Origin of the sequence: Catenulispora yoronensis (assembly GCF_039531695.1) — a bacterium.
Classification (GTDB): domain Bacteria; phylum Actinomycetota; class Actinomycetes; order Streptomycetales; family Catenulisporaceae; genus Catenulispora; species Catenulispora yoronensis.
Genome location: NZ_BAAAQN010000026.1, coordinates 34,042 through 48,001, shown reverse-complemented (window position 1 = coordinate 48,001; position 13,960 = coordinate 34,042). Strand labels below are relative to the sequence as shown.

The window sequence follows — 13,960 nt, the reverse complement described above, 5'->3', positions numbered from 1 at the left end:
AGACTTCAGGCCAACGAGATCTGACCGTCCGCGACCTTGATGGCCACCGGGGCCAGCGGCTGCGTGGCCGGGCCGTTGGCGACGCTGCCGTCGGCCAGATGGAACCGGCTGCCGTGGCAGGGGCAGCTGATCAGTCCCTTGTCGATCGACGACACCGTGCAGCCTTGGTGGGTGCAGACCGCGGTGAAGGCCTTGAAAGTGCCCGCTGTGGGCTGGGAGAGGACGATCTGCCGGTCGGCGAGGATGGCGCCTCCGCCGACCGGCACAGCTGACGTCGCCGCCACTGGCGCGGCGACCGGGGCTCCGTTCGATCCGTTGGAGCCGCTTGCTCCGTTAGACCCGCCTGAATCGTGCAGGCTCGCGGGCGGACTGGTTTTCGCGCCGTAAGTGGCGCAGCCCGCGCACACGGTTCCGGCAGCGGCCACCGCACCAAGAACAGTGCGGCGGGGGAGGGCGGAGTCCAAGGTCATGTCTTGATCCCGAAGTTCGTGAAGAACCAGTACGAGGACGTGAACCAGATCGCGATCAGCGCCGCGAACACCAGTCCACCCAGCAGCGGCAAGGCCCACGACGGCGCGTTCCGGCGTGGCAGCACCAGCATCTTCATGGTGAACGCCCCGAAGAACAGACAGCCGAGCAGCGAGTGGATCAGAACTCTGGTGCTGTAGTCCTGATAGCCGAGTGCATAAAGACACTGCATCGCCACGGGCACCGCCGCGATGAAGGCGAGCCGTCCGCTCCAGCGGTGCAGCCCGCCGATCCACGACGGCGTGCCGCCAGGAACGGTGAGCTTGCCGTACATGACCAGCGCCGAGAGCAACTGGACGACGGCCAGGAACGTGGCGATGGTGGTGAGCCACGCCTTGGCGGCCAGCGGACCGGAGAAGCCCGCGACGTTGACCGCGATGCCGGTCGGGTTGTGGACGTGGCCGTAGACGCCGATGCCCAACGACACCGCGCATCCGGCCAGCGCCGGGATCAACAGGGCGAGCGCCGTCTTGGGAGCCGGCGCCGCCACGGCCGTCCCCGCCGCGGATTCAGCCGGCACACTGCTCATGATCGCCCCTGGGCGCCGTCGATGCGGGTCGGCTGGACCGGAAGTCCGTTCGGCAGGACCGCAGTGCCGGTGCGGAAGTCGATCGGGCCGACGGGAGCGGCGGTGGCGGTGTCCCCGCCGGCGTCCGCGGCGCCGGTTTGGCTGCCGTCCGGGAGGACGATCCACGTGGCCTGCACTTTCACCCCCTGATATGTCGTGTATGCGCGGTAGAGTCCCGAGGGCGCCTTGACCGGAGGCGCGGTGAAGGTCCAGTGCCGGCCCGAGCCGACCACGCGGCCGTGGGTGCCTTGGGCGTCGTATGTTGCCGTGAGTGTGGCGCCGTATCGGCCGGTCAGCGCGAGATGGCCGTTCTTGGCCGTGCCGGTGAACCAGACCTCGAAGGTGCCGCCGCAGACGTAGGCGATGGCCTTGCCTTCATAGATCGAGATCGCCAGCGATGCTCCGCCGCCGTCGACACGGCCTGCGTAGTCATGGACAGCCGCGTTGGGCGGTGATGTGGCGGTCGGCATGGCTGGCGTGCTCGGCGCGCTCGGTGTGAGTGCCGTGGTCTGCGTGGTCTGCGTACTCGGCGTCTCCGTACTGGTCGGCGTGGGTGTTGCAGTCGGCGTGCCGACCACTGTCGACGCCGCCGACGGCGTGGACGGCGAGGCTGTGCTGGCCGTGTAAGTGGTGCCCAAGCTTTGCGCCACATTCTGGCTCGGGGTGGCGCGCACGTCCAATATCAGCAGGACGGCTGCCAGTATTGCCCCGCCAAGCAAGGTCAAATATGGACCTTTGATCAATCTCATCCCGAATCCCCCTCCCGCGCCCTGGTACGTGCCTACCCAGCGGTGTGTTCACTAAGGCTCGGCTCGCTTCAGCGCGTGTAGGGCGAATTACTTAGGATTTCTGCCGCAGTAGGCACATCCGGGTTCACAGGCCGAGCCCGAAGCCTTCATCCACCTGGCGAACGTGTCGGCCTCGGCGACGAGGTTCCGCAGCAGCACGGATCCGGCACGGTCGGCGACGCCGTCGGGATAGAGCGGATTGGCCAACTGTTCCAGCGCTGCGGCGACTTCCTTCTTCGTGGTGCGGGCCTGCTGCCGAGCCCGAGGCCGACAACCATCACCGAGCTCTGCGACATATTCGGCGACGTGCCACGGCAGCATCGGCGCGCGGTTGAGATAGTCCGGCAGCGGCGGGTCGAACTGGCCCGGCTGCCCGGGCGCGGGCTTCGGCATCAGGAGATAGCGGACGCCGTCGTTGTCGGTGGCCGTGGGGGTGTCGTGGCCGGTCAGCACCACCGGCTTCGACGGCCGCGCTATGGCGAAGCGGACGAAGCCGCGTCCGCATGTCCCCAGCCAGTCGAGGACGTGCGCGGGATTGAAGGACACTGCGAAGGGCGGGCCGTCGTAGAGGGCAGGCACGGACTCCGAGCCGTGGGCCGCCGTGGTGGCGCCGGTCGAGACGACCACCTCGCCCGGGGCGAACGCCATCTCGACCGGGGAGGCGGCGTCGGCGATCAGGGTGATCAGCTCGGTGGCGGCCTTCAACGGCGCGGTCTCGACGACGATGCCGAGCGGATAGGCCGCGGCGAACAGTGCGCGATGCTCGACGAATTCGCCCGGCAGGAGCTTGGCGGTGCACGTCTCGGCGCCGTGGGCGAATCCGACGACGCGGTCGGCCCCGGTGCCCGCGCTGCCGTTGCCGATCCGCGCCCTGCCGGTGGCGCCCTTCCAGCGGTTCGCGATGGTCTTGAGGATGGACGCGGGGATCAGCAGCGGGGCGTGCTCGGCCTCCGGATCGTCGGGGAACCAAGGGATCTCGGCGACCGCGAGGCGGTAGCGGTCGGTGGCGACCAGCGTCATGGTGTCCGGGCCGAGCTCGATCCGCACGCCCGCCAGCGCCGGCATCGCGCTGTCCTGGCCGACGGCGAGCAGCACCTTGCGGATCGCGCCCAGGAACTGTTGTACGAACACTGTGCCGCCGGGCTTCGGCAGATCGGGCAGCGTCGGGTACTTCGCCAGCGGGAGGGTGCCGAGCTCGAAGCGGGAGGGGCCGGGCTCCACGACGGCCTTGGCGCCGCCGGTGGAGATCCGGACCGACTCGCCTCGTGACTTCTTCAGCAGGTCGAGCAGCCGCTTGCCCTCGATGAGCACCGTCCCGGCGCTGACGACGGTCGCGTCCATCCGGATCCGGGTGGAGACGTCGTAGTCGAAGCTGGAGACGATGAGCTCGCGGTCGGCGGCGTCCAGCCGCACGCCGGCCAGGACCGGGGCCGTGGGCCGGGTGGGCAGCGCGGACGTGGCCGCGACCAGTGCCGCCATCAACGCCGTTCGGTCGCACTCCAGGTGCAGGTCCGGTATCGGCGCGGCGGCCTTGGCCTTCGTACGGTTCACGTGCTGCCCCTCCATGGAGTTCGGTGCCGTCGGCGGCGTTGCCGCGAGGCTGTCCATGAGGTTGTCCACCGCCGCCGATGTCGAGCCATCGTAGGGGTCCGCACCGACTGCGCGAGAACTAGCCGCCGAGTCCGACCTCCTGGAGCAGGCGGCTGCCGTCGAAGCTGGTGGTGAGCTGGAGGGCGGGCACGACAGGCTGCGTATTCAGGCTGTTGAGACAGCTCGCGATCGAGTTCACGACCGGCAGGAACGCGGTCAGGGCGTTGCTGGCCCGGTCGGCGTTGAACAGCCGCTTCAGCTTGAGCGGGACCACGAGCAGGCCGGCCGGGTAGTAGATGCTCAGCGCGGTGGTCGCCCACTTGGAACGCAGGACCTTGACGTCGCCGGCCTGCTGGGTCAGGGACTCGATGACGACGCGTGCGGACTGGTAGGCCTGCTCCAGCCAGTAGCGGGCGTCATCGGTCCGGCCCAGCGCGAGCCAGACCAGGGCCAGGTGCAGCTCGACCATGGTGCGTTCCTGGACCGAGGAGGCGAGCGGCTGGGCGTCGTAGAAGCGGTCCTTGGCCGACTCCAGCAGCCGCTGGCTCTCGTCGTCGCGATTGCTGAGGCGGTGCGCCTCGCTCAGCAGCAGGCGACCGGCCCGATAAGGGCCCTCCTTCAGGAGTTTGACGTTGGTGTCGATGCTGTGCAGGACACGGGACTGCTCGTCCTCGATGGCGTAGAGCGACTTGACCAGGTCGAGCACTTGGTCGCCGCCGGGGACCGCGGAGTTCAGGGCGGAGTTCAGCGCCGAGTGCACCGGCCCGAACTTCGCGACCTTGGAAGCGAGGCTGAACCACTTGGCAGCCGGATCGGGACCGGAGAACGTGACGGCCGGCAGCTCCTCGTGCTTGCCGCCGCGCTGGCGGGTCCACTTGGCGACCTTGAGCAGTTGCTCGTCCAGGCGGGAGCCGGCGTTCGGGGCGTGGGGCGGGGCGTAGGCGTTGCCCTGCGGGGTGTACGAACCTTGAGGGTTGTACGTGTTGTACGGGTTGTACGTGGGTGGCGGCGGCGCCGGCGGCGGCGGTGACAGCGGAAACGGCGGTGGCGCGAGCGGCGGCGCGATCGGCACGTCCACCCAGAACTGCCAACCGGGAGGCGCCGGGGGCCACTGCGGGTCCGGCTGCCAGCCGGGATCCGGAACCCAGCCGTCGGGCGGGACCGGCCAACCCGGCGGGACGTTGAAGCGCATGGGTCTGCCCACTCTCGGGAACGGACACCCGGCGGGTGTCTGGCGGAGTCAGCCTGCGGGTCAAAGTAGCAGGACGACGGCGTTCCGTCGGGTGATGTGGGGCTTCACCTTAATGCGTCTTCGTATACAGCGTGAGCGACTTGGATCGCGTCCAGCGGGTAGTGCTCTCCGAGCAGACGCAACGGGTTGGACCAGGAACCCAGGACGAAGGCTTCGGCGAGGAGTTGGCGGGAGCGCGGGCGACCGAGTACTGCCGCCACCTTGATCAGGACGGCCGCCTTGCGTTCGGGATCGGGCGCGGTGCGGACGAGATTCTCGGCACGGGTTGCCAGAGTACGGGCGTGCTCGCTCGGTCCGGCCTTGGCTTTGGCCTCGGCGAGATCGGCCAACGCCTCAGCATTGTAGGTCTGGTCGGTGATGGTGGGGACGAGCTCCTCGGCCGCCGTGTGATGACCGGTTTCGGCCAGCGCGCTGACGATTCGAGACAATGCTCGTGTTTTGAGATCCTGGACCGTTATCGTTTCGACGGTGCGAAGCGCGTGTTCATGACGTCCGGCCCTGGCAAGCGCTACGGCGAGGTTGGCCAAGGCGTCAGCCTTGGAGAGCGTGTCGGTGATGGTCAGAGCGATCTTTTCAGCGTCCAGGATGATCCTGATTCGTTCCTCGGCATGGGTTTCGGCCACTTCGAGCAGAGACGTCACTCGGTAGCCTTCGCCGGAGATGGTGTGTGCTTTGGTTTCAGCGTTGCTGAGAAGTTTGCGTGCTTCTTGTGGCAGTCCGACTTCTATCATCATTCGAGCGACGGCAATCAGATCCCTTACGACCGCGACAGGGGCTTGGTCGTCGGAGATCGCGGCGCCTGCGGACCTTGCAGTGCGGAAGGCGTCTTCGCGCAGTCCGCAAGCAAACAGGGCCTGAGCAGCAGCCACAAGTGAGGAAACGGGATCGTCCACGTTCCTGGCGGAAGCATGGCTCCGGGCGTCGGAGGCCAGCCGACGTGCGAACAGAGTCTTCTGGGCTGCCGCCGCTTCCCGTGCCACCACGGCCAGGGAGAAGGCTTGAGGTCCGGAATCGGTGCCGAAGCGTGCGACTACTTCAGCACGGGTAAACAGATCTGTTGCGTCGTCACGGTGTCCGGCCATTGATACGGCGCCTGCGATGACGGCCACGGCTTGCCCTGCGCCGTCGAAGTTGGCGGCGGCGCGATGGACCTGTTCGGAAAGGATGGCGACAGCGAGAGCTCCTCCGCTGTTACCAGACTTCGCGAGCGTATGGGCAATCGACGCGAAGGCCATAGCCTGACGCCGCGAATCTGTGATGTGAATCGCAGTCTCTTCAGCCAGTTCTATTTGCCCCGTCTCCGCCAGTTTATCCGCGAGTCGTTGAAGCGCCCACGCTTTATCCGAAGCCGTGTACGTATCAACTTCTCGTTCGAACGCGGCGACCGCCTCTCGGCAGCGTTCAGGCTGCTCGGTGCTTGCCAGAAGGCCTTCAAGGTTGAGCAGTGCGGTGGTTCGGGGGAACGGCCCGACGATCTCTCCGGCGATGCGTTCGACGCGCCCATATTCGCCCATGGCGGCCCAAGCTCTGGCGACTTCGCTCAGTGCCCAGTCCCGGGTGTTCAGGTCGAGTGTGGCGCCGGCCAACAAATCTGCGTCGGTCAGCAGCCGCTTGGCCTCATCCTGCCAGTCGGCGAGGGTCGCGAGGGTGCGGCCCATTTTCGCCAGGGTCCACGCCTGTCGACCCGGTTCGGTGATGGTGCGAGCAACGACCTCGGCGTCTTCCGCCAACCTGCGTGCGTGCGCTGGCCGACCAGCGGTTGCCAGGACTCCCGCCACGCTGGTGAGCGCATATGCGCGATCGTAGGGGTCGGTGATGCTGCGAGCTATCCTTTCAGCCCGCTCGTATCGGCCGGCACAGGCAGCGACATCGGCGAAATATGCCAGCGTCTCGCCGTTTCTGCCTGGATTGACGATGGAGTAGGCGCTTTGCTCGGCTTCGGCGGCGAGCCGATTGGCTTGCTCGTCCTCGCCGGCACTGGTCAGTACCTCGGCCACGTCGAGCAGTACCCATGCCCGATGATCGGGATCGACGATGGTGCGGGCTATTGTCTCCGCGTCGGCCGCGATCCTGCGGACTTGCTCGGCGTGGCCGTGCTTCGCGAGAACCTCGGCCACCCGGAGCAGGGAGTGCGCCTGTCCATTCGGATGAGAGATAGTGCGGGCATGTGCTTCGGCCCGACCGTAGCTGCCAAGCAGCGCCCACACCGTGGCCAGCTCATAGGGGAGCCCGAAGTTCCGCTGGCGGAGTCGGTCGCGGTGGAATGCGAGGTGCGCGAGTGCGACCAGGTCGGGTTCCTGACGCTTCGACAATCGGTCCTGGCACGCCTTGATCTCGGCCATCGCCGCTGCGTCGCCGCCGAGCATGTCGAGCATCCGATCGTGCCGGTTCGCGTCCAGCGCCAGCGTGGTCATCCGTTCGACGTCGTCGATGGCCGCCAGCATCCGGGGGTAGCCGGTGATCAGGTAGTCAGGGGTCTGCTCCGGCCATGGCGGTGTTCCTACGCGGGCTTCGCGGTAGCCGTCCGCCCAGGCGTGAATGAGATCGCAGTACCCAGTCATCGCGGCGTGGCCCAGGTAGAGCTCAGCGGCTTTGTGCAGTTCTTCATGGCCCAGCAGGTAGACCTGCGGTCCGTCGCTGTCGAGCCGCGCGGCGGGGCGGCTGGTGAACGTGCGTCCGGCCACCGTGTGCAGAATCTCCTCGATGGCTGCCAATTCTCCGCCGGTCAGCTCACGCAGGTCAGGTCCTGACAGGCCCCCTCGGGCTGCTGTGAGCAGGCCCAGCACGCGCTGTTCCAGGCTGTTTCCGGTCAGCAGCCGCTTGAGTTCGGACTTGCTGAGCCGTTGCACGTCCTGGGCGTGCGGGGAGTCGGCCAGAACGCGGACGATGGCCGGGTCGCGGAGGGGGTGCCAGTCCGGGACGTCGTCGGGGATCGGCGGGTTGGGGCGCCCGGCCACGACGACTCGCAGGCCGGCCGGCGGTCGGCCCGGGAGCAGGGCGGCGATGCTGCGGGCGGCGGGGCCGGTGGTGGTTCCGCGGTCCTCGTCCAGGCCGTCCACGACCAGGATCAGGCGGCCGCCATTGTCCTGGCAGGCCTTGGCGGCTTGAGCGAGCAGATCCAGGAGCACGGTTTCGGTAGCCGCTTCGTCGACGGTTCCGGGAAGGTCGACGCCCAGCAGGGAGCACAGCTGTTCGGACAGCGAGGTGGTGAACGCTTGGCGGGTGTCCTGCGCGGCGAGGCGGGCCGTGATGAAGAACGACACCACTCGTATCCCGGCTTCGGCGAGCTGGATCGAGGACTCCAGGACGAAGCTGGAAAGCAGAGCGGATTTACCGGCCCAGGCCTCGGCCCGCCACCATGCGTACGGGTGTGGCTGCTCGCTGGTGCAGAAGTCGGCCAGTTCGGCCAGTTCGGCGTCCCGGTCCAGCAGCACGGGTGGCGCGATGCGTGCTACTTGGCGCAGGTATGGGGAGGTTACTGGATCGAGGGGTTTGAGAGGGTGTGGGATGGCGCTCGGCTGAGATGCTTCGGATCTGGCCGGAGCAGGTGGTTCGTCTTCTTTCGCGGCCGCGATGAGAAGGCGCCGGACGGTGGTGTACGTGCGATGGCGGGCCGAGTCGGGACTGGCGATCCTTGAGTGATCGCCGGGCAGCACGGCGGCCTCGGGGAAGGCGGCCTGTGCCGAAGCCCGTGTGACCACCTTGTCCTGCTCGCCGGCGTACACCGAGAACGGGATACGGCATGAGCGCTCGGTCGGTTCGGCAGCCGCGTGGACGATGTCCCGTTGCACGCTTCGCACGGTGTCGGCGACGAGTTCGTCGAACGGCCGCAGCTCCTCCTCCTGCGGGTTGCCGCGAACCAGGGCTCGTCGCGCGCTCAAGAAAAGCTCTGAGCCGGTGTTCGGTGTCGCGAGCAGCACCACGCGTCGGATGCGGGCCAGCTCCAGTCCGCGGCCTTCGGCCAGCATCCGCGCCAGGCAGCGCTGGATCACCAGCCCGCCTTGCGAGTGCCCCACCAGGACCAGGCGCTCGAAGTCGCCGGCCTCGGTGATGAGGTATTCCTTCAGGCTGTCCGCTGCGGTCGAGATCGACGGGATCACCGTCAGTGCCTTCCACGACGACCGGAACACCCCGGTCGCGTACTCGAAGCGGGGCTCGGGTTCCGCGACCACTCCGGCCAGGGCGGCGTCCCCGGCCATCAGCGTCGCGAACGCGTCCCACATCCCTGCCGAGGCGCGTACCCCGTGCACGAACACGACACCCAGCACCCGTCCCACCCCTCCGATATCCGCACTACGCAGCATATGACCGACGCGCGCAGTCCGATGAGAGGTCCATCGATCCCTGATTTGATCATAAGTACTCGATCATTGAATACTGACACCCGGCCGGCCGTCCTTCCACGGCCACAACGGGACGAAAGTTGGAACGAACATGGCAATGCTGCGGATGGCTCGCGCTTGGCGCCGGGCACTCGGGGTCGCGGCTGCGACGGGGGCTGTGGCGGTGTCGATCGCCTACGCGCCGACAGCGAGCGCGAACACCGGCACCTACGAGATCCGGAACTGGGGCAACGACAAGTGCCTGGAGCTCAGCGCCTGGAACCCGAACAACGGAGCGCGGGTCGACCAGTGGGACTGCGTGCCGGACAGTGACGGCATCACCCAGGCGAACGAGCGCTGGTACCTCGTGGACCAGCGCGACGGCCAGTACCAGATCCGGAACGCCGCCACCGGCAAGTGCCTGGAGATCCAGGGCTGGTCGACGGCCAACGGCGCGATCCTGGACCAGTGGGACTGCATCTACGCCAACGGGGTCGCGGATGCGAACCAGGAATGGTACTTGAACGAGCTCGGACAGCTCCAGAACAACAACGGACGCAAGTGCCTGGACGTGCTGAACTACGCCACCTGGAACGCCGCGACGGTCTCGCAGTGGGACTGCAAGTACCAGTCGCCCGGTCGGCCGCAGAGCAACCAGGAGTGGTACATGGTGATCGACTGACGCAGTGGTGAGGTGAGCGGCGCTGCTCTGCGTTGAGCTGAGTCCGAGCTGCGCTGCGCTGAGCCGAGCCCGAGTTGCGCTGCTCCGAGCAGAGCAGAGCCGAGCTGAGCCCGAGCTGCGCTGCGCTGCTCCGAACAGAGCCGAGCAGCGTAGGGCTGAGTTGCGTAGAGCAGAGCTGTGTCGGGCCGAGCAGTGCCGAGCTGAGCTGCGTAGAGCAGTGCTGAGCTGCGTTGGGCTGAGCTGCGTTGGGTCGAGCAATGCCGAGCAGAGCTGCGCTGGGCTGAGCAAAAGCAGAGCTGAGCTATGTCGGGCCGAGCAGCGCCGAGCTGAGCTGAGCTGCGTAGAGCTGAGCTGCGTTTGCGCTGTGTTGTTCTGAGCTGAGTAGCTCTAAGCCCAGCACTGCGCCGGCACCAGCGCCGACAGCGTTCGACCCCGAATCGGGCTCGGGGTCGAACGCGTCCGCCGGCCCCTCGCTCCCTCGCTCCGCTCAGCCGAGAACCGGGTCGCCCTCGAACGATGCGGCCGCCGCGATCGGCAGCTCGCCAGGATCGGCCCCGCTCAGAATCGCCAGCGTCCGGGGGGCCCGGGTCAGGATGCGGGCGGCGGCGCCTCGGGCCTCGGCGCTCGGGCCGAGGCGGCCGGGGGTGACGGTAACCTGGCGGGCCGCCGAAGGAAGTGCGTGCCGTGCGATCGCGTGCTGGATCGACTCGAACAGCGGTGCGCCGATCGGGGCCAGGTCGCCGCCCACGACGATGAGGCGCGGGTTGAGTACGGTCACCATCGTGGCCAGGGCCCGGCCCACCGCCTCGCCGGTGTCCTCGATCACCCGGGTCGTGCCGGGGCGGTGGTTGGCCAGCAGTGCGGGCAGGTCGGCGGGCGTCACCGGCTCGTTCCAGCTCTCCTGGAGCAGGCGCGCGACCGCGACCGGGCTCGCTATGGTCTCCAGGCAGCCGCGGTTGCCGCAGCGGCATACGCGGCCGTCGGGCACCGCGGGCAGGTGGCCCACCTCGCCGGCCAGGCCGCCGGCGCCGAGTTGCAGGCGTCCGGAGGCGATGACGCCCGCGCCGATGCCGGCGGACAGTCGGATGTAGATCATGTCGTCGACGCCCCGGCCCGCGCCGTGGCGGTGCTCGGCCAGCGCGCCGGCGTTGGCGTCGTTCATCATCTCGGTGGGCAGCCCGGTGCGCGCCGCCAGCTCCGGTCCGGGCCGGATGCCGGTCCAGCCGGGCAGGATGCCCTCGGCGCTGAGCGCGCCGTCGCCGTCGACGGGGGCTGCGATACCGCCGCCGAGGCCCAGGACCCGCTCGGCCGGCACCTCGCACTCCGCCAGCGCGCGGTGCACGAGCCGCGCGGCGAGATCGAGCGTCTCGTGCGGGGCCCGGTCGACCTCCTTGGCCTCGACCTCCTCCCACACCGGCGTGCCGTACAGGTCGCACAGCGCCACCCGGACGTGCGCGTGGCCGATGTCGACGCCGACCGCGTACGCGATGGCGCGGTTGAGCGCCAGGGTCAGCGGCGGCCGGCCCATCGAGCGGTTCTCGGGCTCGGCGGCCGGACCGCCGGCGTCCTCCTGGACGATGCCCGCCGCGACCAGGTCGTTGACGAGGACGGACACCGTCGCGCGCGACAGCCCGGTGAGGCGCACCAGCTCGGGGCGGCTCGTCGAGGCGTTGGCGAGCAGGGCTTGAAGGACGCGCAGGCGCCCTTCCTCTCGGAGGTTCGCGGGTGCGGCGACGGTGGGCTCCTTGGGCCGTGACGGTGTTCGGCGTGGTGCGGCGTGGTGCGGCGTGGTGCAGCGGTGTTCGGCGTGGTGCCGGCGTGACGATCGCTAGCCGTATCGTACGACCGCCCGGCGCGAGCGGCGCCGAAGCCCCGTCGTCACGGCAGTGCGATCGTCGGCCGCGGCCCCACCCGCCGCTGCCCCGGCGGCAGCAACAGCACCTCCAACGCGGTCGCGCAGGCCGCCGCCTGCTCGACGAACCAGCTGAGGCGCGCGCTGGCCATCGCCTCGGGCGAGGAGCGCAGCGCCAGGGCGAACCGGGCGCGGTTGGTGTGGTCCAGGACCGGGACGGCGATGGTCCGGACACCCGAGGCGGATTCGCCTTCGTTGAGGGCGAAGCCCGCGGTGCGGACGCGTTCGAGTTCGTCGCGGAGGTCCTGAGGGTCGGTGATGGTGCGGCCGGTCAGGGGTTCGAGCGGCAGGGTGGCCAGATCGGGGCCGGCGGCGCCCCAGGCGAGCAGGACCTTGCCGAGGGCGGTGGAGTGCAGGGGGCGGCGCAGGCTGCGGGCGCCGTCGCGGTCCAGGGAGCCGCCGATGAGGATGAGGGCGTGGTGGGCCACGCGGGTGGCGAGGTCGGCGGTGGCGCCGGTGCGGGCCGCCAGGTCGGCGAGTTCGGGTTCGGCGCGGTGCAGGCCGCGACGGTGGTGGGCGAGGCGGCCGAGTTCGGCGAGGGAGGGGCCGAGACGGTAGCGGGCCGTGCCGGGGTCCTGTTCCAGAAACGCTTCCGTGGTCAGCACCTTGAGCAGCCGGTGCGCGGTGGACAGGGCCAGGCCGGTACGGCGGGCGAGGTCGGAGGCGGCCAGATCCTGCGGGCTGTCGGCGAAGCATTGGAGCAGGGCCAGGGTGCGGTGCACGGACTGGGCGCCTTCGCGCGGTGGGCCGGCCGCGGATTCTCGACTCATACGGTGGAGTATTCCACATTGCGGAAGGCTTCGCCGGTTGAACAATCTCTGATGCCGAAGCAATCCCGCAGTGTGGACGATTTCCGTGCGATCGTTGCCAGCGGCTCGCGTCGTCCCGGATAGTGGAAGCGGCAGGGCCCCCCGGGGGCCGTCGGGGACAAGGGAAGGAGAATCGTGATGACGTACGTCGGTAGTTCGCAGCAGCGGTTCATGTGCCTCCCGGTGCGTCCCGCACTGACCGCGCGCCGCCATGTGGATCTGGCGCGAGTCTCCAGCGCCATCTGTCTGGCCTGACATCTTCGGCGGGTTCTGCCCGCTCATTGAGCTCTGGCGCCGTAGCGACGGCGTCGTGTCGGCCCCGCACGTAATCGCAGGGGTCTGAATCACCGCCGTACTTCGTCTCCGGTGTCGTGTGTCGTGCGCACCGGTCCTTTCTTCCTGTGAGGGCACTGTCATGTCCGCGTCCGTTTCTTCGACCCTTGACACACTATGGTTCACCCGCTGCCCGGTGCCGACCGCCACCGGAATCGCCGCCGATCGCGGCTGGCTCGCTGACGAGTTCGCGGCCGACGGCCTCACGGTCCGTTCGCTTCAGGACGCGGGCCCGGATGTTCCTCGCGATCGTCACTTCACGCACGCTCTGACCGGCCTGTTCCGCGAAGGCGGCAACGTTCCCGCGCTGTGGGCACGGGCCTCCGGCGAGCCGACGCGGCTGATCGGCCTGACGTGGATCGAGGAGCGGCAGGCGATCCTGGTGCGGGCCGACGACCGGGACCGGATCGCGCAGCCGGCCGATCTGGCAGGGCTGCGGGTCGCGATTCCGCGCCGCGACATCGCCATCGACTTCTGGCGGGCGATGGCCCTGGCCGGCTTCCACGGCGCGCTGTCCGCCGCGGGCCTCGGTCTTGGGGACGTCACGCCGGTCGAGGTCACGGCGGCGCCGTCGGCCGGGCAGTGGATCGCGGAGCTGGAGGCGCTGCGTGACGGCAGCGTGGACGCCGTCTACGTCAAGGGTGCGCTCGCGGTCGAGGCGGCCGCGGCGCACGGCGCGGTGATCGGCGTGGACCTGGACGCCTTCGACGACCCGACGGTGCGCATCAACAACGGCACGCCGCGTCCGGTCACGGTGCACCAGGATCTGCTGGATCAGCATCCGGATGTGGTGGCCCGCTTCCTGCGGGTGCTGATCGAGGCCGCCGACTGGGCCGCGGCGAATCCCGCCGACCTGGCCCGCATTCTGGCCGCCGAGACCGGCGCCGGTGCGGAGGGGGTGGCCGGCGCCTATCGCGGCGCCGCGTCCTCCGATCTGCACCTGGACCTGTCCGCGCACCGTCTGGAGCTGTTGGCCCGGCAGGAGCGCTTCCTGCACGAGCAGGGCTTCCTGGCCGCCCGGGTCGATATCGCGGCCTGGGTCGCGTCGGAGCCGCTGGCCGCGGCCCGCGCTCTGGCCGCGGAGCGCTGAGCCGTGCCCGATAGCAAGCCTGACACGGTGTCGGACGCCGTTGTCGAACCCGCCACCTCTGTACCTATCCTCCACCGACCTTCTGA

The 13,960-nt window shown here is 69.0% G+C and carries 12 protein-coding genes; 4 read left to right on the top strand and 8 right to left on the bottom strand.

Translation table 11 applies throughout. From position 1 onward, the window contains the following. Nucleotides 1-5: 5 nt before the first annotated feature. From ABD481_RS21855 to ABD481_RS21845, 3 genes are all read right to left on the bottom strand, one after another. A complete protein-coding gene (locus ABD481_RS21855) occupies nt 6-266 on the bottom strand; it encodes a Rieske (2Fe-2S) protein (RefSeq protein ID WP_344667575.1) in 261 nt (86 codons plus the stop codon). 200 nt (nt 267-466) lie between these two features. Beyond that, complete coding sequence (locus ABD481_RS21850; RefSeq protein ID WP_344667574.1) at nt 467-1,057, bottom strand: DUF6529 family protein; 591 nt, start codon at nt 1,055-1,057, stop codon at nt 467-469. Next, nucleotides 1,054-1,566, bottom strand: a complete 513-nt coding sequence (locus ABD481_RS21845) for a hypothetical protein (protein WP_344667573.1) — start codon at nt 1,564-1,566, stop codon at nt 1,054-1,056. The genes ABD481_RS21850 and ABD481_RS21845 overlap by 4 nt, the downstream gene beginning before the upstream one ends. Here ABD481_RS21845 and ABD481_RS21840 point away from each other — a divergent pair. Continuing rightward, nucleotides 1,565-1,723: a hypothetical protein gene (locus ABD481_RS21840; RefSeq protein ID WP_344667572.1), complete on the top strand. Its 159-nt coding sequence runs from the start codon at nt 1,565-1,567 to the stop codon at nt 1,721-1,723. The two genes, ABD481_RS21845 and ABD481_RS21840, sit on opposite strands and share 2 nt — an antisense overlap. Before the next feature lie 209 nt (nt 1,724-1,932). On the opposite strand, the gene dnaN is transcribed toward ABD481_RS21840, so the two are convergent. From dnaN to ABD481_RS21825, 3 genes are all read right to left on the bottom strand, one after another. Beyond that, the gene (gene dnaN, locus ABD481_RS21835) at nt 1,933-3,435 is read right to left on the bottom strand and encodes a DNA polymerase III subunit beta (RefSeq protein WP_344667571.1); all 1,503 of its coding nucleotides are present in this window, start codon (nt 3,433-3,435) and stop codon (nt 1,933-1,935) included. Between the two features lie 118 nt (nt 3,436-3,553). Next, nucleotides 3,554-4,666: a hypothetical protein gene (locus ABD481_RS21830; protein ID WP_344667570.1), complete on the bottom strand. Its 1,113-nt coding sequence runs from the start codon at nt 4,664-4,666 to the stop codon at nt 3,554-3,556. A gap of 104 nt (nt 4,667-4,770) precedes the next feature. After that, nucleotides 4,771-8,994, bottom strand: a complete 4,224-nt coding sequence (locus tag ABD481_RS21825; RefSeq protein WP_344667569.1) for an alpha/beta fold hydrolase — start codon at nt 8,992-8,994, stop codon at nt 4,771-4,773. A gap of 166 nt (nt 8,995-9,160) precedes the next feature. Here ABD481_RS21825 and ABD481_RS21820 point away from each other — a divergent pair, with 166 nt between their 5' ends. Beyond that, nucleotides 9,161-9,730, top strand: a complete 570-nt coding sequence (locus ABD481_RS21820) for an RICIN domain-containing protein (protein WP_344667568.1) — start codon at nt 9,161-9,163, stop codon at nt 9,728-9,730. Nucleotides 9,731-10,217: 487 nt separating this feature from the next. On the opposite strand, the gene ABD481_RS21815 is transcribed toward ABD481_RS21820, so the two are convergent. Continuing rightward, nucleotides 10,218-11,429, bottom strand: a complete 1,212-nt coding sequence (locus ABD481_RS21815; RefSeq protein ID WP_344667622.1) for an ROK family transcriptional regulator — start codon at nt 11,427-11,429, stop codon at nt 10,218-10,220. 179 nt (nt 11,430-11,608) lie between these two features. Then, nucleotides 11,609-12,412, bottom strand: a complete 804-nt coding sequence (locus ABD481_RS21810) for an IclR family transcriptional regulator (RefSeq protein ID WP_344667567.1) — start codon at nt 12,410-12,412, stop codon at nt 11,609-11,611. A gap of 177 nt (nt 12,413-12,589) precedes the next feature. Here ABD481_RS21810 and ABD481_RS21805 point away from each other — a divergent pair, with 177 nt between their 5' ends. Together ABD481_RS21805 and ABD481_RS21800 are read left to right on the top strand one after the other, a co-directional pair. Beyond that, entirely contained in the window at nt 12,590-12,706 is a 117-nt protein-coding gene (locus tag ABD481_RS21805) for a putative leader peptide (protein WP_344667566.1), read from the top strand. A gap of 160 nt (nt 12,707-12,866) precedes the next feature. After that, nucleotides 12,867-13,874 carry an ABC transporter substrate-binding protein gene (locus ABD481_RS21800; RefSeq protein ID WP_344667565.1) on the top strand — a complete coding sequence of 336 codons (1,008 nt, stop codon included), beginning with the start codon at nt 12,867-12,869 and terminating at the stop codon, nt 13,872-13,874. The last annotated feature ends 86 nt before the right edge of the window (nt 13,875-13,960 follow it).